Source organism: Sphingomonas sp. 77B (assembly GCF_056497825.1).
The window spans coordinates 751128-770202 of record NZ_JBWMBY010000001.1; the positions used below are offsets into that span (position 1 = coordinate 751128).

Genomic DNA, 19075 nt, shown 5'->3' on the forward strand with positions numbered 1-19075 from the left:
CAAACGTGTGCGACATTTGCGCATCACTGGCCAGCGCCAGATGCAAAAAAGCGCCCGACCAAGGTCGGACGCTTTCGCTCACCATGGACTGCGGTCAGACTGTCAGGCTGAGACCCCGTCGCCCTTCATGTTCCACCGGCTCGCCAGCCGCGTCCTCAACGATCAATAGGCGGTCATCGCCCGGCGGGAGCAGCAACGTGATGCCCCCCTCGCCGCCCCCGGCCCGCGAGACGGACACGACAACCCGCTCCGCATCGGCATGGCCGGTCAGTTGCCAGCGGGTGACCGGGCCGTGGCCGTCGCCGCTATCGTCCATGCCGGTCCAGCGCATTTCGCCCTGCGAGGGTGGGAACAGCCACAGGCCACGCCGATGGGGCTCCGGCCGCCAGCCTCCCTTGGCCAGGTCGACCAGCATCGCCGATCCGCCACGCGCGAACAGCGGCGGCGGGCCGTCGAGCGGTGCCGCGACATCGGCGGTCCCGCCTCCGGCGAAACGCTCGCCGGTCCAGACATGGATCCACTCCGCCCCGCTCGGCAGTTGCACCGAACGGCGCTCCGCCCCTTCATCCATGACGGGCGCGGCCAGAACGTCCGGCCCCAGCATGTGCTCGTCGCGCTCACCCCATGCTGCCGGGTCCTGCGGAAAGTCGGCCCAGAGCGGACGGACCATCGGCTCGTAATCCTCATGATAGCGATGAAGCAGATCGTAGAAGAACGGGATCAGCGTCTGTCGCAGCGCCATCAGACGATGCATCGCGGGCAACATATCCGGATACATCCAGGGCTCGTTGACCGTGCGGTCGTCGTTCCAGCTATGGATACTGAACCGCGGCATCAGCACCCCCGCCTGCACCCAGCGGATCAGCAGCTCGGGCGACGGCGCGGGGCCGGAAAAGCCGCCCACGTCATGCCCGCTGTTCGACACGCCCGACAGCGCAAGGCCGATCGACTGGCGTGCATTATAGCGGATCGTCTTCCACTCGGTTCGATTGTCGCCCGACCAGGTCTGGGCATAGCGGTGCAGCCCCGCCATGCCCGAGCGGGTGACGACATAGGGCCGTGTATCGGGCTTCGCCGCGACCTGGGCCTGGCGCGAGGCGCGGGTCATCAGGATCGGCTGGACCGGCCGCATATCGGACGCAGGACGTGCTTGGCCGAAGCCGTCGACCATCGCGCGGCGGTCCCATAGCTCATATTCGTTATTGTCGTTCCACGTCGCCTCCATCCCATGGTCGAGCAGCGCCGACGTCACCTGGTCGCGCCACCAGGCCGCCGCTGCAGGCTTGGTCATGTCGATATAGCTGCCGACCTCGTCCCAGAATTGCGCCTCGACCGGATGGCCATGCTCATCGGCGACGAACAGCCCTGCCCCCGCCACCTCGTCATAGCGTGGATGGCTGCGCAGCAGCGCGGGCTTGATATTGGGCACCAGCCGCACGCCGGCCTCGGCATAGGAGGCGATGAATGCGGCGGGATCAGGAAACTTGTCGCGATTCCAGTGGAAGACGTAGCGCTTGTCGCCGATCGAGGTGTAGCCCGACGACAGATGGAAGGACGTGCAGCCCAGATCGTGGCGCTCGCACAGTTCCAGAAACCCCGCCATCTGCGCCGCCGCATCAGGCGCATCGGTATAGGTCATGGTTGAGCCCGAATAGCCCAGCGACCAGCGCGGCATCAGCGCCGGACGCCCGGTCAGCCAGGTAAAGCGCCGCGTGACCGCCAGCGGATCCGGCCCGGCGATGACCCAGCGGTCGACGTCGCCCGCGTCGGCCACGACATGGCGGAAGAGGCCGTGATAATTGTCCAGCTCCTGCCCCAGATCGAAGGTGACGTCGGCGACCGTGTCGTAGAACTCGCCATGACAACGGCCCTCGGCATCGGCGACCAGCAGATAGGGGATGGACTTGTAGAGCGGGTCGCTGGTTTCCGCATCGAACCCCATCGGATCGACATTGGTCAGGCGAAAGCGCCGCCCGGCCCGATCGGTATCGCCGGTACGGTCGCCCAGCCCGAAGAAGCGTTCGCCGGGGGTGCGGGCGGCGTAATGATGCGCCCGGCCATCCCACCATCCGAAATCATAGGCCTGGGTCGGGCGGTCCTGGGTAATGACGTGCCAGTCCTTGCCCGCCCGCTGTTCCCAGCGGCCATGCAGGCCGTCGAGTGTCAGGGTCACGCGCAGCCGATCGGTCGCGACGATCAGGCGTCCGTCCGCCTCCTCGCAGGTGAAATCGGGACATGCAAAGCCAGACACATCCATCCGGTCGCGACCCGGCTCGGCAATATCGTCTGCGCCTGGCGCGATCGCCCAGCTCGGCGGGCTGGTCACGCGCCCCTCGGCCAGCAGCAGGAGGCGCATCACGTCCGGCTCCAGCACAAAGAGATGCGCAACCGCGCCGGTATCGGCGGTCAGCGTCAAGCACCCGCGCGAATGGCCGCTGACGGCGAAACGGGGCGGCTGGGACAGGGTGGCGCGCCTCATCGGTCGGACTCCTCGGTGGTGGTGGAAAAAGGCGTCAGGCGCCGAATGAAGATGATGAGCACCGCCGCCCCGATCAGGTCGAAGACCGCGAGCACGGCAAAGAGCGGCGCATAGCCGACCGTATCGGCCAACTGCCCGATCAGCAGCGAGAAGAGCAACCCGCCGATCCAGCCCGCCTGACCGATAAAGCCGTTCGCGGTGCCCACCTCAGCAGGCGCGAAGACATCGGCCGACAAGGTATTGATAAGACCGGAGATCATCTGATGCGCAAAACCGCCGATGCAGAACAGCGCGATCGCCGTGTAGGGGCTGGCCGCCAGCCCGATGCAGCCCGGCGCAATCATCAGCACCGCGCCGAGCGCCACCCCCGCCACGCGCGACGGGATCAGGGTGACGCCGCGCTTCATCAGCCAGGGCGAGAGATAGCCGCCGAGGATGCCGCCGACATCGGCCGCGAGGAAGGGCAGCCAGGCGAACAGCGCGATCTGTTTCAGGTCCATGCCGCGCTCGCTGGCAAGGTAGAGCGGGATCCAGAAGCTGAAGGTCTGCCACGCCGGTTCGGCCAGGAAGCGAGGCACCGCGATCACCCAGAAGCGCGACGTGCGAAGAATGTCCTTCGCCTTGGCGCGCTGGACCGGCCCCTTGGGCTTTTCAACCGCGATCATCGCCTTTTCCTCGGCCGTGATGGCCGGGTGGTCGTCGGGCGAGCGATAGAAGATGTACCAGGCGGCCGCCCAGAAGATGCCCACACCGCCGGTGACGAGGAACGCCGTGCGCCAGTCCGCCCAAAGCGCCACCGCCACCACGACCGGCGGCGCGATCAGTGCGCCAAGCGAGGTGCCCGCGTTGAACCAGCCAACCGCCACCGAGCGCTCCCGCGCCGGAAACCACTCCGCCACCGCCTTGATACCCGAGGGGATGGCGGCGGACTCGAACAGGCCCAATATGCCGCGATAGATGGCCAGGCTGACCCAGCCGATCGCCAGGGCGTGCATCATGTTCGCCGCCGACCAGGCGAGACCGAACAGCGCGAACCCGGCACGCAGGCCGAAGCGGTCGATGAACGCCCCCGCCACCGGCTGCATGATGGTGTAGCAAAGCTGGAAGGCACCGACGACATAGCTGTATTGCTGCGTCGACATGTGGAGCGCTGACTTCAGCTCAGGCGCGAGCACGCCCAGGCTGTTGCGCGCCAGATAATTGGCGATCGTCCCTGCACAGATCAGCGCGACGATCCACCAGCGCAGATTGCGTACCCGCAAGCCCGTCACTCCCCTGTCCTATCCGTGCGCATCACGGCGCCGGTGTTTGGGGGAGCTTAACGGGACAAAAGCGGCCTGTCCATATTGGTCTAGCCAATTCTGGGATCAATCATCGCCAAGTCGCTCGACATAATGGAAATATTGGAAGTCCGCTGGAAGACCGGAGCCGCTCATGTCCTGACAGGCCATGCCGACAAAGGCGCCGGTGAAATTGGGCAGCCCGGCCAGCGTCGCCTCGTCCGACAGGATGGAGGCGTCGAAGCTTTGCGGAAGCCAATTCCACGCCGCCGCCCCCTCCCCCCGGAACGCAAAGCGCAGGACCTCATGATCGACCACGGCCCGCAATTCGATCGGGCCGGAGGGGGCCGGGATGGCCGGGGTCATCAGGCTCTGGCCTTCGCCGTTCGGCAGGACCGAGAGGACCTGGATCAGCTTCTCGCCTCCATCCCCAGCGGTAATCTGGAGGAAATGATATTTGGTGCTGTTGTAATAGGCGACGATCCCGGCCGCCTGCTGGAAATGCTCGGGCTCGTAATCGAGCAGCGCGCGTGCATCATAAGTGAACGCGGTCTGGCGGCGGGCGATCAGCGCCTGCTCGAAAAGACTACCGATCGTCTCGCGCCCGAACAGCCGCAAATGGCCGGGGCGCTCGGTCAGGCTGAAGATATGCCCGGGCTCGGGGGTCCGCAGCCATTGGAAGGCGGCGGGCAATTCAGGGCCGTCGAAACGATCGAGCGCGTCGACCGGCACAGCACCAGCCGCCACCGGGGTCGGCTCGGCACAGCGCAGCCAACCGTCCGCGCCCCATTCCATCCGCTGGATCGCCGTCTCACGGCCCAGCACGCAGCGATTGCTGACGGGCAACGGACGGCCGCAGAGATAGGCCATCCACGTCTCGCCTTCGGGGGTGTCGACCAGATCGCCATGCCCGGTGCGTTGCAGCGGCGCATCGGGCGTGTCGCGTGCGGTCAGGACCGGGCCGTCCGGATGCACCTCATAGGGTCCGAAAAGATCGCGCGCGCGGGCCATCGTGACGGCGTGTCCCCGCTCGGTCCCGCCCTCCGCGACCAGCAGATGATACCAGCCGTCGCGCTTGTAGAGATGCGGCCCCTCGGTAAAACCCAGCGGCGTCCCGTCGAAGATATGGCGACGCTCGCCCAGCAGGCGACCCGTCGCCATATCCATCTGCTGGATCACGATCCCGGCGAACCGCTTGCGGTCGGGCCGATGGTCCCACAGCATGTTGAGCAACCAGCTGCGTCCGTCATCGTCATGGAACAGCGCCGGGTCGAAGCCGCTGCTGTTCAGATAGACCGCATCCGTCCACTCGCCATCGATCCGGTCGCTCGACACCCAGTAATTGTGGAAGTCGCGCAGCGACGCGCCCTTGGCCCCGTCGACGGTGGTGCGGCCGTAGCGCTTCACGTCGGTGAAGATCAGATGGAAGCGGCCATCCGCGTACGTAAGGTCCGGGGCCCAGACGCCGCAGGAGTCCGGGTTGCCGCGCATGTCGAGCTGCCCCGCACGCGCCAGCGGCCGGGCGACCAGCGTCCAGTTCATCAGGTCGCGGCTATGGTGGATCTGGACGCCAGGATACCATTCGAAGGTCGAGGTCGCGATGTAATAATCCTCGCCGACGCGCACGATCGAGGGATCGGGGTTGAAGCCCGGAAGGATAGGATTCGTCGGAGTCATGCGGGTTTGCGCACCAAGGTCCAGAGGAGAGCGGCACCTGCCAGATCGAGCAGGCCGAGCAGGATAAAGAAGGGCTGGTATCCGACCTGATCGACCAGCGAGCCGAGGGTCAGGGTGAAGATCAGGACGCCCAGATTGGCCGCCGTCCCCGACACGCCGGTCGCGGTCGCGACCTGATCCTGGGGGAACAGATCGGAACACAGGGTGATGACGGTGACGGACAGCGTCTGGTGCGCGAAGCCGCCGAGGCACAGCAGCGCGACGGCGGCAATGGGGCTGTCCACGCTGCCGACGAACATCATGCCGGTCATCAGCACCGCGCCCAGCGTGAAGGCCCCGCGCCTAGCGTCGATCAGGTTGACGCCGCGCCGTTGAAGGAAGGCGACGACCGCCGGGCCGAACAGGCAGCCGAGATCGGCGGCCAGGAAGGGCAGCCAGGCGAACATGGCGATCTGGGTCAGGTCAAAATGCCGTGCCTGGACCAGGTAGAGCGGCATCCACAGCGACAACATGCCCCAGACCGGATCGGCCAGGAACCGCGCCGCCGCGATCGCCCACAGGTTCCGTCGACGCAGCAACTCGCCCAGCGGCGGGCGGCGGCGCTGCTTGACCAGCGCGGCCTCCTGCCCCTCGACGATCAGCGTCCGCTCGCGTGCCGACAGCGCCCGGTGCCGCGCGGGCGGCGCATACCAGAACAGCCAGGCCATCACCCAGAGCAGCCCCAGCCCGCCCGCCACGAAGAACGCCGCGCGCCAGCTGTGATGGAATACCGCCCAGGCGACTAGCGGCGGCGCGAAGACCGCGCCGAACGACGCCCCGATCTGATAGATGCCGCCCGCCACCCCGCGCTCGCGCGCCGGGAACCACTCGGCGACGACCTTCATGCCCGCCGGTTGGGCCGATCCCTCGACCAGCCCGAGCGCGCCGCGAAGCCCGGCAAAGCCCAGCCAGCCATTGGCGAAGCCATGTCCGATGGTGATGCACGACCACACCGCGACGAACAGGGTGAAGCCGATCTTCAACCCGATCAGGTCGAGCAGATAGCCCGCCACCGGCTGGAACATTATGCCGAACTGAAAGGCGCCGGTGATCCAGCTATATTGTTCCGAACTGATATGCTGTTCGGCCATGATCGCGGGTGCGGCGACGCCCAGGATACTGCGCGTCAGATAGTTGATGACCATCGCGCCCACGAACAGCGCGATGATCGTCCAGCGGATATAGGGAAAACCCTTCACATGCGGTCCTTCGGCCTGTTCGGCATATATCGTTCCCATTGACCTCATGCGGCCTGCCGGGGCACGGCGGTGGCCGAGCATCGGCATAGCGTGAAGCCCGATGACGGGACAGGATGACCTTGACCAAGACCCGAAAGCGCCCGCGCGGCGTGACCATCATCGATGTGGCCAAGGAGGCCGGTGTCTCGCCCATGACCGTCTCGCGCGTCATCAACGGCGATGCGGGCGTGCGCGACGAGGTTCGCGGCCATGTCCGCGAAGTCATCAAGCGGCTGAACTACACGCCCAACCTGATGGCGCGCAGCCTGGTCACGTCGCGCGAGATCCGTATCGGCGTCATCTATTCCAACCCCAGCGCCGCCTTCATGAGCGAGCTGCTGGTCGGCGTGTTCGAGGAAGCCTCGACCCGCGCGGCGCAGCTCTTCCTGCTGAAGGGCGAACAGGGCCGCCCGCCGACGCGCGAGGCGATCGAACGGCTGATCGAACAGCGGATCGCGGGCGTCATCCTGGCGCCGCCGCTGGGCGAATCCGACTTCGTGCGCGACATCATCCGGGAGGCGCGCCTGCCCATGGCGGTGATCGGCGGCGTCGCGCCGGACGCCGTGTCCGTGTGGATCGACAATGCCCGCGCCGCCTATGACATGACCCGTCACCTGATCGGCCTGGGCCATCGCCGCATCGGCTTCGTCCACGGCAATCCCGGCCAGTCGGCCAGTATCGAGCGTCTGGCGGGCTTTCGCCGCGCGGTCGAGGAGGAAGGCGGCCTCGAAACGCGGATCGTCCAGGGCGATTACAGCTATGCCTCGGGCCTGACGGCGGGTGAGGCGTTGCTCGGTGGCGAACGTCCGCCGACCGCCATCTTCGCCAGCAACGACGACATGGCCGCCGCGATCGTCTCGGTCGCGCATCGGCGGCATCTCGACGTGCCGGGCGACCTGACCGTGGTGGGCTTCGACGACAGCACCGCCGCCACGACGCTCTGGCCGCCGCTGACCACCATCCACCAGCCCGTCCGTGCGCTGGCGACCGAGGCGCTGCAACGGCTGATCCAGGAAATTCGCGGCGGGGTTCCGGCGCCGAACGGCCAGCCGCGCGTCACGGTGCTGGAGCATCAATTGATCGAACGCGACTCCACCGCCCCGCCGCGTTCGTAAAACTGCCGCTCCACCCCTCCCCTTCAGGGGAGGGGCCGGGGGTGGGGCGTATCCCAAGGCGCAGCGTTCGCGGCGAGGCCCCACCCCAACCCCTCCCCTGAAGGGGAGGGGCTCGCATCGATCCAAGGCATTACCCGACCATTCCGAACGCGTGGCGACTGGGCCCCAGCCTTCGCCGGGGTGGAGAGAAAGAGGTAGGTTCACCCCCCTATCGCGCCGATGCCGTCACACCGGCATCGGTCTGCACGACCGGCTTCATCGTCCCGTCGGGATTGTAGTAAAGCCGCTCGACCGTCACCGCGCGCCGCCCGATCGCACCGCTCTGGTCGCCGATCGCCAGCGTGGCATTGTGCAGGAACAGATAGGACTTGCCCTTGAAGTCGGCGATGCCCGGATGAATGGTGAAGCTGTATTTGCCCGAGCCGGTCAGCAGCCCGCGATAGGTCCACGGCCCCATCGGTGACGGCGCGGTGGCGTAGGACACATGCTCGTCCCGCTGCGACGTCCGGTCGAGCGACGCATAGGTCAGGTAATAGAGCTTGCCCCTCTTGTGCAGCCACGGCCCTTCCTCGAAATGCGGCGGCGTGATCTCAGTGATCGGGCCGTCGATCTCGATCATGTTGGGCTTCAACTTGGCGATATAGCATTGCCGGTTGCCCCAGGCGATCCAGGTCGTGCCGTCGTCATCGGTCATGACGGTCGGGTCGATGTCTTCCCAGCTATGCGTGCCCTTGGGCGTCATCTCGTTGGTGATGAGCGCCGATCCCTTGGCATCGACGAAGGGGCCGGTGGGCTTGTCGGACACGGCGACCGCGATCGCCTTGCCCGGATGGGTGTTGTCATGCTCGACGGCGGCATAGAACCAGTATTTGCCGTTCTTGTAGATCGCCTGACTGGCCCAGGCGTCCTTCTTGGCCCATTTGAAGTCCTTCACGTTCATGATCGGCCCGTGCGGCGTCCAGCTCTTCATGTCGGTGGTGGAGTAGACCAGCCACTCCTTCATGTTGAACATCTCGTCGCGCTGGGCTTCGTCATGCCCGACATACAGGTACAGCCGATCCCCCACGACCAGCGGCGCAGGGTCCGCCGTGAAGCGGTCGCGGATGATCGGGTTGCTCCCGGGTCGGTCGGCCGCCAGTGCCGCCCCCGACACAGCGAGCAGCAGCAGGGACGCGATCGTCCGCAAATTCGTCATGACCTTTGCCACCATCAGAAGTTGAAGCGCACGCCCGCGCGGAACACCCGCCCGAGAACGTCGTAGAGCGCCGGGTTGACGAAATAGGGCGAGCGGGCCGGATCGCGGTTGAAGACATTGTCGACCTTGAAATAGGCCGTCACCGCCTTCGTCACATTATAGGTGCCGCCGACGTCGAAATAGAAGGCGCCGGGGATGAAGTTGTTGTCGATCGTCGGCCGGTTGGCGGTCGAGGCCGGGCAGCCGGTGGTGCACTGGATATATTGATTGCCCAGCTTGCCGTCGCTGAACCAGCGCTCCTGCAGCAACAGCGACCAGTTGTCGGTGGCATAGGTCTGCACCGCCAGCCACTTCCACTTCGGCGTGTTGCCGATGTTGACGCCCGCCGTATCGTTGGGGATCGTGTTCGGCAGGCCGGTGTCGGTGATGAAGCGGCGGATATTGGTCGCCAGCGCACGCAGCGTCAGGCTGCCCGGCAGGCCCAGCGGATTGCGCCAGCGATAGCTCGCCTCGATATCGAAGCCGTCGGTCAGGATCGACGCCAGGTTGAACGACTGGACGTTGATGAAGTTCGGGCCGTTGGAATTGTTCAGGTTGAACACGCCGCAGGTCTCGGGCGCAATGTTCAGGTAGCACAGGTTGACGATGTCCTGCGCGCCCAGGCTGGAGATCACGTCGGTGATCTTGATCTTGTAATAGTCGACCGACAGGCTGAGCCCCGGTATCGCCTGCGAGTTGGAGAAGGCGATGCCCAGCGTGGTGTTGCGCGCGATCTCGGGCTTCAGGTTGACGTTGCCGATAGTGTTCTGAAGTGCCAGCACATTGACGTTGCGGAAGGGATCGAAAAAGCCCGGCAGCGTTGTGGTGACGGGCGCGGCGAACAACTCCGACAGGTTGGGTGCACGCACGTCGCGCGAGGTCACGCCGCGGATGCGCAGGCCGTCGACCGGCAGGTCCCAGGTCCCGCCGACCTTCCATGCCCAGACGGTGCCCGAGGTGCTGTAATCGGTGACACGCACCGCGCCGTTGATGTTCGCGCGGCCCCCGGCGTCCGAATTGATGATCGGCAGGTCGGCTTCGACGAACGCTTCCTTGACGCTATAGGCGCCGGTGCCGTTCTTGTAGTTGCCCGCATACCAGTTGTTGCCATCCGCGAGCAGCGCCGGGTCGGCCGGGTAGTTGGCATTGGCCGGGCTGTTGGCGAAGCCCGCGCCGTAGGGATCGGCGCGCACGCGGTAGAATTCGTGGCGGAACTCGCCACCGAACGCGACCGACACCGGCCCCGCCCAGGACGAGAAGGGCGAGCCCGAGAAGTTCAGGCTGATGACGTCCTGCGTCTGGCGGGTCCGCTGATAGGGCCCATATTGCGGCATGATGTAGCTGATCGCGGCCGCCGAGGGATTGCCCCCAAAGATGTTGAGCGGCTGGCACCCATTGGCGCGTGCGGTCGCGTCGGCGCAGACGATCGCGCCGTTCAGCGTCGTCGCGTTGATCGCCTGGTTGAAGCGGCGCGACAGCATGATGTTGCTGACATCGACATCGGTATAGTTGGTCCCGTGCTCGTAATACATGTCGTAGGACCAGTCGGACCCGGCGACGCTCTCACGCCCCTTGGCCCCTGCGACGAAACGGAACTGGCGGCGATCGGTATAGACCTGGGTGTTGCCCAGCGCGGCATTGCTGGTGCCGTACTGGAAATTGGTGATGCCCGCCGTGGCGCACTGCGCCTTGACCAGTGCGGGGACGTAAGGGTTGGCACACTGGATGGTCAGGTTCGGCCGGTTCTGCCCGCCGACCGGCTGGTTGTTGGTCTTCACCTGGCCGATATTGATCGTACCGTAAATCTCGCCATTGGGGGCGAAGTCGTAACCGATCCGGCCATAGCTGTTGACGCGCTGGATCTTCGACTGGAGCGAGCGTCCGGCATCGACATTGCCCGACAGGTCGCCGCCCTGACAGAAGCCGGGCAGACAGCCCCGGACATTGCCCGCCGCGTCGCGCGCGGGCACGCCGTTCGAGCCGTACTGGAACTGGAACGGGTTCCCCGACTGGTCGAAGGCAATGCCCTGAAGAGGTCCGGCGGTGATGAGGCCGTATTTCGTATAGTTGTAGGACTGGGCATAGTCGCGGAACAGATATTGCGGCGACCCGTCATTCAGCACGTTGCGGTTGATGAGCGTCGACTGGCGGAACCAGTCACGGCCATTCGCCAGGCCGATGCCGAAGTCGCCACCGCCGACGCCGTCCTCATGCGCATATTCGGTGCTGGCGATCACATGCACCGTGTCGTTCAACAGGCTGGTGCCGCCCGCCAGCTGGATCAGGACCTGCTGATCGTCGCCATAGGTGGTGACACCGCCCTGGATATTGCCCTTAATCCCCTTGAACCGGGTATCGGTGATGAAGTTGACCACACCGCCGACCGCGTCCGAGCCATAGGAGGCCGAGGCACCGCCGTTGACCACGTCGACGCGCTTGATGAGCAGCTGCGGGAACAGGCTGATATCGGGAACGCCCGTGACGTTCGCACCGACGACGCGCTGGCCGTCGAGCAGGGTCAGGGTGCGGATCGCACCGACGCCACGCAGCGAGAAGGAGCTGAGGCCCTGCTGTCCGCTCGACGTGCTGAACGTGTTCGTCGCGGTGCCGGTCGAACCCTGGAGCGAAGGGAGCTGGGCCACCGTGGTGAAGATGTTGGGCTGGGCGTTGGCGGCGATCTGTTCCTCGCCGATCACCGTGGTCGGGGTCGGTGCGGTGAAGCCTCCGGTCGTGATGCGCGATCCGGTCACGATGATGTCGCGGGTCGGGGCTTCGTCAGCCTGATCGGTCTGGGCGGTGGAGGTTGGATCGGACGGAGCGTCCTGCGCGGCCTGGTTCGGAGAAACCTGCGCCCAGGCGGGTGCAGCGGTCATTCCGCCCGCCAGAACCATCAGGCTGGCTGCGCCCAAGGCGCGACGGCGCAGCCGCCGGGTATGCGTTCCCGTCCTCATCATGATCCTCATCCCTTTTGATTCTGTTTTATCTGGTAACGTTACCAGCACTCTTTTCCTGTTTTTGCGCGCGTGTCAATGTTGCAAAATGACATGTGCGTCAGGTGGGTGGGTCCGAAGGGATGGGCGACTGTCCTGCCCGAATCAATTCATCCTCCCCGGCACGGGGAGGGGGACCAGCGAAGCTGGTGGAGGGGGGGCGCCCCCAAAGGATGACCTTTGAAGAAGCCCCCCTTCCGTCAGCGCTGTGCGCTGCCACCTCCCCGTACCGGGGAAGAGTTTTGCGGACTCAATCCTTCGGGCAGTCCGCGCAGCGACCGCGGACCTCGATCACCGGCCGCTCGGGGCGAAAGCCCGCGCCGACGGCCGCGTCGCGAACCGCGCCGGTCAGACGGTCGTCGTCGATATGCGTGATCTGCCCGCATTTGTCGCAGACCAGGAAGATACAGTCGTGCAGGCAGTCCGGATGCGCGTTGGCGACATAGGCATTGGCGCTCTCGACCCGGCGGGCCAGGTTCGCGCCCACGAACAGGTCGAGGATGCGATAGACGCTGTTCGCCGCCACGCGTCGCCCCTGCGACTGCGACATGACATCGGCGATGTCATAGGCCGAGGCGGGCTTTTCGAACCCGGCCAGCGCCTCGAACACGCTGGCGCGCATCGCCGTCCACTGCTCCCCGGCACGCTCCAGAGTAGCCTTGGCCGCGATGGAGAGATCGGCCCCCTGGGGCTCCTGATGTGTGTGAGCATGCGCCATGGAGGGGATTTAGGCGGTGCCGCCCCGGCGGGCAAGGTGCGGCGCGGCGGGGCATTCGGTCCACTATCGCTTGGCGACACCAAGGCTTATGTCTGGCGCCATGCTGCAACCGAGCCCTGCTTTCATGATTACCGCCCGCCCCCGTGCCGTCGCGCGCTGGCTGTTCGCGGTCGCCGGATTGATCGTTGCCATGGTCGTGGTCGGCGGCATCACGCGCCTGACCAATAGCGGCCTGTCGATCACCGAATGGAAGCCGATCACCGGCATCGTGCCACCGCTGACCGACGCGCAGTGGCAGGCCGAATTCGCCAATTACAAACGGATCCCCGAATATTGGACCTTCAACCGCGACATGACGCTGGCCGGGTTCAAGGCGATCTTCTTCTGGGAATATCTTCACCGCGTGCTGGGCCGGGTGATCGGCATGGCCTTTGCCCTCCCCCTGATCTGGTTCTGGGCGAGAAAGGCCATTCCGGCGGGCTACAAGCCCCGCCTCGTCGCGCTTCTGGCGCTGGGCGGACTGCAGGGCGCGGTCGGCTGGTGGATGGTCGCCTCGGGTCTGGTCGAGCGAACCGATGTCAGCCATATCCGGCTGACCGTCCACCTGCTGACCGCGCTGTTCATCCTGGCGGGGATCGTGTGGACGGCGCTCGACCTGATGGCGCTGCACCGCAATCGCCTCGCGGCCCCTGCCCGGCTGACGCTGCTGGGTGCAGGCGCGGTGGTGACGCTGTTCGTCCAGCTGATGTTCGGCGCGCTGACCGCCGGGCTGGACGCGGGCTATGCCTTTTCCAGCTGGCCGCTGATGGGCGACGCGTGGTTTCCGGCGGGTACGCCGATGATGTCGCCCGCCATCGCCAATGTCTTCGACAACCCCGTCGTCGTGCAGTTCATCCATCGCTGGTTCGCCTTCGCCGCGGCGGGGATGCTCGTCTGGATGGCGGCACGAGCCATCCGCCACGGGGCGCTGCGTGCCGGATGGCTGGTGATCGTGCTGGTCGTCGTGCAGATCGGCCTGGGCATCGCCACGCTTCTGTCAGGTGTGCAGATCGACATCGCGGTTTCGCATCAGGCCAATGCCGCGCTCCTGCTGATCGCCGCGACCGCCGCCGCGCACCGCCTCGGGAGCGCCGCCCAAACCCGCAAGGTATCATAATACCCGTCAGCAAAGCCCCACTTTGCTTGACATTTTGGGGGTCCTCCAGCATTGGACCCTCGTTCGCGCCGCCCGGGTTCACGGGCGGCGTGTTGCATTTCAAACCGAAAGGTCTCACGCCCATGAAGGCGCTCATGAAGACCACCAAGGCGGCCAAGCCGCACGAGGTGGAAAAGAAGTGGCATATCGTCGACGCCGACGGTCTGGTTGTCGGCCGTGCCGCCACCATCATCGCGAACATCCTGCGCGGCAAGCACAAGACGTCGTTCACCCCGCACGTCGATTGCGGTGACAATGTCATCGTCATCAACGCGGACAAGGTGCGCTTCACCGGCAACAAGCTGGGTCAGAAGGTGTACTACAAGCACACCGGCTACGCTGGTGGTATCAAGGGCATCACCGCCGCCAAGGTCCTGGAAGGCCGCTTCCCCGAGCGCGTCCTGGAAAAGGCCGTCGAGCGTATGATCCCGCGTGGCCCGCTGGGCCGTCAGCAGATGCGCAACCTGCGCATCTTCGCCGGCACCGAGCATCCGCACGCCGCTCAGAACCCCGAAGTCCTCGACATCGCGTCGATGAACCGCAAGAACAAGGTGGGCGCATAATGTCCGATAACCGCCAGTCGCTCGCCGATCTCGGCGCCACCCTGAACCAGCAGGCCGCTGCCGCTCCGGCGCAGACCGCCGCTGCCGGTGAAGCGCCTGCCGCTCCCGCCGAGCGCGTCAGCACCACCCCGCTGCGTCAGCAGGAACTGGACAAGTTCGGCCGCGCCTACGCGACCGGCCGTCGTAAGGACGCCGTCGCTCGCGTCTGGCTGAAGCCGGGTTCGGGCAAGATCACGATCAACGGTCGTGACCAGGAAGTGTATTTCGCACGTCCCACGCTGCGCCTCGTCATCAACCAGGTGTTCGGCATCACCGAGCGCGAAGGTCAGTATGACGTGATCTGCACCGTCAAGGGCGGCGGTCTGTCGGGCCAGGCCGGTGCGGTCAAGCACGGCATCAGCCAGGCGCTGACCAAGTTCGAGCCGGTTCTGCGCGCTCCGGTCAAGGCCGCTGGCTTCCTGACCCGCGACAGCCGTACCGTCGAGCGTAAGAAGTATGGCCGCGCCAAGGCGCGTCGCAGCTTCCAGTTCTCGAAGCGCTAATTGCGGGCAGCCTCGGATCGCGTATGCCATCCGGGGACATGCTACGAAGCACGAAGGAGCGGTCCGGCAACGGGCCGCTCTTTTCGTTTGGGGCGGACTTCATGCGCCCGACAGGACGAATGCACCCATGACGAACCCCTTGTGGATTCCCGCGACCATCGCCGCCTCGGTCTTCCAGGTCGGGCGCAACGCCCTGCAGCGTGGGGTCATGTCATCCTCGGGCCCCTGGGGCGCGACGCTGGTCCGGTTTTTCTTCGGCCTGCCCTTCTCGATCCTGTTCGTCACGGTTGCGCATTTTGCCATGCCGGGTGCCGATCTCCGCTGGAGCGGCGCCTTCTGGCTCTCGGCGATCGTCGGTGCCGCGTCGCAGGTGCTGGCAACCGCCGCCCTGCTCGACGCCATGCAGCGTTCGGGCTTCGCGGTCGGCACCGCGCTCCAGCAAAGCTCGCTGCCTTTGGCCGCGCTGCTCGGCCTGATCGTCTATCATGACCGGATCAGCGACGTGGCTTGGGTGGGCGTCGTCATCACGACCATCGGGCTGGTTGCCTTGTCCTGGCCACCACCCGAACAGCGTCGCGCCTCGCTGATCGGCGCGGCGATGGGACTGGCGTCGGGTCTCTTCTTCGGCTTTTCGTTGAATGCCTTCCGCCACGCCGCGCTGGCCCTCGACCCCGTCCATCCCGTCTTTGCCGCACTGGTCTGTGTGGCGGTGGTGCAGGCGATGCAGACGGTCGCACTCGGCCTCATCCTCGCCTGGCGCGATCCGGCGACGCTTGTCGAAGTCGCGCGCCGTTGGCGGCCGTCGCTGGGTGCGGGGCTGTGCGGCGCCTGCGCCTCCGCAGGTTGGTTCGTCGCGCTCGCCCTGTCGCCCGCCGCGCCGGTTCGCGCGCTGGGCATCATCGAGGCGCCGATCGCCGCCATGGCCGGGCATCGCTTGTTCCGCGAGCGGCTGGGCGCGCGCCAGATCCTGTCGGGGATCGCCATCATCGGCGGGGTGCTGCTGACGACCCTGTTCTGACTGGACTATCAGGAACATCACCCCCGCTTCATGACGGAGCCATCCGCGCTGCCGCACATTCGGTTCGATGGAGGAAGGGACATGAAGGCACGTCTTGGTACCCGCCGCCGATTGCCATGGCTGGCCATGCTGGCGCTGCCTGCCGTCGCCGCGGCACCGCCGCCCGTCGATCTTTCCGGCATGGCCCCGGGCTGGCGACTTGTGGCGAGCCAGGGCCCGGATGTCGAGGACCCCGGCGGTGATACAGCGCCGGGCAAGTTGCACCTTTGCCTCACGCGCGACGGCGGACGGACGTGCCGCCCCGCGCTTGACGATCTGTTGGCCAATCCGGGCCAGCCCGGCTCATTCGACGAAGCCCATTATCTGGAAAGCGCACGGATCGTCCGCCCCAGCGCCGACCGCGCCCTGCTCTGGGTGCAGGTCGCAAGCGTCCATGCCGGTAATGGCGACCAGCGGGTCGGGCGCATGGCCCTGTCCTATGACCGGGCGGGCGGGCGCTTCCTACCCGTCTTTCGCCAGCAGACGAGCCGCAACAACAACCAGGAAGTCCGCCTTATCGAAAAAGGCGCCTTGCGGGGCGCGATCGTCTCCGCCGTCCCGACGTCCGACGCACCGTTCGGCTTCTGGATCACGGTGAACCGCATGAACGCGAGCGGCCGCTATGCGCCCGTCCTACGCTACCGGAGCGGGACGCGCTATGGCGACGGCAATCCGCTGGCGGTGATCGATTCGGAAATGCCCGAGATCTTGCGTCGCCTGAAACTGTGGCAGCCGGGCCGACCGCTTCCCCTGCCCGATCGCGCCTGTCCCAAGCCCCGGCTGGTCGGACAGGTCCTGTGGTGCACCGATCCGCCTGCTAAGGCCGTCCGTTAGAGCCGCACGATGGCGGTGGCGATCCGCTCGGCTTCCTCGGGATCGTGCGTCACCATCAGGATCGGGATGCCGCTGCAGTCACGCACCGCCTCCAGCGCGTCCAGAATGTCCCCCCGACGCGCGCGGTCGAGCGACGACAGCGGCTCGTCCAGCAGAAGGACGCGCGGGTTGCTGAGCAAAGCCCGCCCGATCGCCACCCGCCGCGCCTCGCCACCGGACAGACTGCGCGGCCAACGGTCCAGCAGATGGCCGATGCCCAGCATCGCGATCACGCCGTCCCAGTCACCCGCACCGCGCGCCATGCCATAACGCAGATTGGCGGCGACCCGTCGGTGCGGGAACAGGCGCGGTTCCTGAAAGACATAGCCGATCCGGCGATGTTCGGGGCGGACATCGATGCGGGCGGCGGCGTCGAACAGCGTCTCGCCCGCGACCCGGACATGGCCGCTTTCCGGGCGGACCAGTCCGGCGACCATTTGCAGGATCGTGGTCTTGCCGACGCCCGACGGGCCGAACAACACGGTCGCCCCCGGCCCGGTAACGAAGCGCGCCGCGATCTGCCCTTCGCCACGCCGCACGGTGACATCGACGTCAAAGGACATGCAGCCCCCGCCCCATCCGCCTCGCCAGCCATTCGGAGGCGATCAGCGCGACCAGCGACAGGACGACCGAGACACTGGCCAGCCGCCACACCATGTCCTCACCGCCCGGCCGCTGAAGCGCCGAATAGATGGCGAGCGGCAGGGTCGCCGTCTCGCCGGGAACATTGGAGACGAAGGTGATCGTCGCTCCAAACTCGCCGATCGAGCGCGCAAAGCCCAGCACCAGTCCGGCCAGGACGCCCGGCGCGCATAGCGGCAAAGTGATGGTAGCAAAGACACGCGCGCGCCCCGCCCCCAGCGTCCGGGCGGCCTGCTCCAGTCGGGGATCGACCGCCTCGATCGACAAGCGGATCGCGCGCACCACCAGCGGCAAGGCCATGACACCCGCCGCGATCGCCGCGCCCGTCCAGCGGAACAACACGCTGACGCCGAACCACTCCGCCAGCCAGCGCCCGACCGACCCCTCCGGCCCGAAAGCCAGCAGCAACACCCAGCCGGTGACGACCGGCGGCACGACCAGCGGCAGATGAACGATCCCGTCGAGCAGCACCCGCCCCGGAAACCGCCCCCGCGCCAGTGCCCAGGCCAGAAGAAAGGCGATCGGCAGGGTCACGAGCATCGCCGTGCCGCCGACCAGCAGCGACAGCCGGACGATCCCCCATTCCTCGGCAGACAGCATCACGCCATCATCGCGTCGAAAAGCCGTAGCGCCGGAAGATCGCCTTGCCCTCGCCCGACAACAGGAAGCGGCGGAAACCTTCGCTTTCCGGGTTGGTCGCGGCCTTCAGCCGGGCGAGCGGATAGGTGATCGGCGGATGGCTGGCGGCCGGGAACATGCCGACCACGCGGACGCGCGGCGACGCCTTGGCGTCGGTCGCATAGACGATACCGTAAGGAGCAGCCCCCCGCTCGACCAGGGCAAGTGCCGCGCGGACATTCTCGGCGCGCACGACATGCGGCGCGACCATCGCCCACGCGCCCAGTTTCTCGAGCGCCGCCTTGCCATATTTGCCTGCGGGCACACTGTCGGTATCGGCCATGGCGAGCGGCCCGGCGGATAGCGTCTTGCCCAGCGTGCGCGTCGTTACCTGCCCGCCCTTGCCCATGGGCGCGATCACGACCAAGCGGTTGCCCAGAAAGGCGCTCCGGGTCTTGTCGGCGAGCAGGCCATCCTTTTGCAGGACGTCCATCCATTCCTCATCCGCCGAGGCGAACAGATCGGCCTTGCCCCCCGCCTGCACCTGTCGCGCCAGCGCCGAGGAGGCGGCAAACGAGATGACGGGACGGGGATGCCCCTTCTTCGCCCAGGCATCGGCAGCGGCGGTCATCGATTCCTGAAGGCTGGCGGCGGCGAGGACCAGCGGGGGACGGATCTGCGCAACGGCCGGAACGGACAGGCTGAGTGCGCCGACCAGTGCGGCAAATCGTAGTCCCATCAACGGCGTCCCCTTTTTCGCCTTGATGGCGTTCAAGGGCTGTAACGCGCAAGGAACAAATTTATTCCTTCGATCG

General features: G+C 66.4%; 16 protein-coding genes. 6 read left to right on the plus strand and 10 right to left on the minus strand.

What is annotated here, in order from left to right; all coding sequences use genetic code 11:
- Positions 1 to 94: 94 nt before the first annotated feature.
- The 4 genes from AC1GI4_RS03485 to AC1GI4_RS03500 all read right to left on the minus strand — a co-directional run bounded on the left by AC1GI4_RS03485 (position 95) and on the right by AC1GI4_RS03500 (position 6713).
- Positions 95 to 2479, minus strand: coding sequence for a glycoside hydrolase family 31 protein (locus AC1GI4_RS03485; RefSeq protein ID WP_479628572.1), 2385 nt, complete (start codon positions 2477 to 2479; stop codon positions 95 to 97).
- Positions 2476 to 3741: an MFS transporter gene (locus tag AC1GI4_RS03490; protein WP_479630340.1), complete on the minus strand. Its 1266-nt coding sequence runs from the start codon at positions 3739 to 3741 to the stop codon at positions 2476 to 2478. Before AC1GI4_RS03490 ends, AC1GI4_RS03485 begins: the two co-directional genes overlap by 4 nt.
- Positions 3742 to 3846: 105 nt before the next feature.
- Positions 3847 to 5436, minus strand: coding sequence for a glycoside hydrolase family 43 protein (locus AC1GI4_RS03495; protein ID WP_479628573.1), 1590 nt, complete (start codon positions 5434 to 5436; stop codon positions 3847 to 3849).
- On the minus strand, positions 5433 to 6713 hold the full coding sequence (locus tag AC1GI4_RS03500; protein ID WP_479628574.1) for an MFS transporter: 1281 nt from the start codon (positions 6711 to 6713) through the stop codon (positions 5433 to 5435). The genes AC1GI4_RS03495 and AC1GI4_RS03500 overlap by 4 nt, the downstream gene beginning before the upstream one ends.
- 110 nt (positions 6714 to 6823) lie before the next feature.
- Between AC1GI4_RS03500 and AC1GI4_RS03505 the strand changes: the two genes are divergently transcribed.
- A complete protein-coding gene (locus AC1GI4_RS03505) occupies positions 6824 to 7828 on the plus strand; it encodes a LacI family DNA-binding transcriptional regulator (protein ID WP_479628575.1) in 1005 nt (334 codons plus the stop codon).
- A gap of 208 nt (positions 7829 to 8036) precedes the next feature.
- Here the strand turns inward: AC1GI4_RS03505 and AC1GI4_RS03510 are convergent, their stop codons facing one another.
- The 3 genes from AC1GI4_RS03510 to AC1GI4_RS03520 form a co-directional block, all read right to left on the minus strand.
- Positions 8037 to 9023, minus strand: coding sequence for a glycoside hydrolase family 43 protein (locus AC1GI4_RS03510; protein WP_479628576.1), 987 nt, complete (start codon positions 9021 to 9023; stop codon positions 8037 to 8039).
- Positions 9024 to 9037: 14 nt separating this feature from the next.
- Positions 9038 to 12016, minus strand: coding sequence for a TonB-dependent receptor plug domain-containing protein (locus tag AC1GI4_RS03515; protein ID WP_479628577.1), 2979 nt, complete (start codon positions 12014 to 12016; stop codon positions 9038 to 9040).
- 286 nt (positions 12017 to 12302) lie between these two features.
- Positions 12303 to 12770 (minus strand): Fur family transcriptional regulator, encoded by a 468-nt coding sequence (locus AC1GI4_RS03520; RefSeq protein ID WP_294269229.1) that lies wholly within the window; start codon positions 12768 to 12770, stop codon positions 12303 to 12305.
- A gap of 100 nt (positions 12771 to 12870) precedes the next feature.
- Between AC1GI4_RS03520 and AC1GI4_RS03525 the strand changes: the two genes are divergently transcribed.
- The 5 genes from AC1GI4_RS03525 to AC1GI4_RS03545 all read left to right on the plus strand — a co-directional run bounded on the left by AC1GI4_RS03525 (position 12871) and on the right by AC1GI4_RS03545 (position 16961).
- Entirely contained in the window at positions 12871 to 13926 is a 1056-nt protein-coding gene (locus tag AC1GI4_RS03525) for a COX15/CtaA family protein (protein WP_479628578.1), read from the plus strand.
- A gap of 122 nt (positions 13927 to 14048) precedes the next feature.
- Positions 14049 to 14528: a 50S ribosomal protein L13 gene (gene rplM, locus AC1GI4_RS03530; protein ID WP_042488064.1), complete on the plus strand. Its 480-nt coding sequence runs from the start codon at positions 14049 to 14051 to the stop codon at positions 14526 to 14528.
- On the plus strand, positions 14528 to 15070 hold the full coding sequence (gene rpsI / locus AC1GI4_RS03535) for a 30S ribosomal protein S9 (RefSeq protein WP_061778995.1): 543 nt from the start codon (positions 14528 to 14530) through the stop codon (positions 15068 to 15070). Before rplM ends, rpsI begins: the two co-directional genes overlap by 1 nt.
- 127 nt (positions 15071 to 15197) lie before the next feature.
- A complete protein-coding gene (locus AC1GI4_RS03540) occupies positions 15198 to 16088 on the plus strand; it encodes a DMT family transporter (protein ID WP_479628579.1) in 891 nt (296 codons plus the stop codon).
- Between the two features lie 81 nt (positions 16089 to 16169).
- Positions 16170 to 16961, plus strand: coding sequence for a hypothetical protein (locus tag AC1GI4_RS03545; RefSeq protein WP_479628580.1), 792 nt, complete (start codon positions 16170 to 16172; stop codon positions 16959 to 16961).
- Here the strand turns inward: AC1GI4_RS03545 and AC1GI4_RS03550 are convergent.
- From AC1GI4_RS03550 to modA, 3 genes are read right to left on the minus strand one after another with little or no spacing between them, the layout of a single operon-like run.
- Positions 16958 to 17563, minus strand: coding sequence for an ATP-binding cassette domain-containing protein (locus AC1GI4_RS03550; protein WP_294269218.1), 606 nt, complete (start codon positions 17561 to 17563; stop codon positions 16958 to 16960). The two genes, AC1GI4_RS03545 and AC1GI4_RS03550, sit on opposite strands and share 4 nt — an antisense overlap.
- The gene (gene modB / locus AC1GI4_RS03555) at positions 17553 to 18242 is read right to left on the minus strand and encodes a molybdate ABC transporter permease subunit (RefSeq protein WP_479630341.1); all 690 of its coding nucleotides are present in this window, start codon (positions 18240 to 18242) and stop codon (positions 17553 to 17555) included. Before modB ends, AC1GI4_RS03550 begins: the two co-directional genes overlap by 11 nt.
- A 7-nt stretch (positions 18243 to 18249) precedes the next feature.
- A complete protein-coding gene (modA, locus tag AC1GI4_RS03560; RefSeq protein WP_294269215.1) occupies positions 18250 to 18999 on the minus strand; it encodes a molybdate ABC transporter substrate-binding protein in 750 nt (249 codons plus the stop codon).
- Between the last annotated feature and the right edge of the window lie 76 nt (positions 19000 to 19075).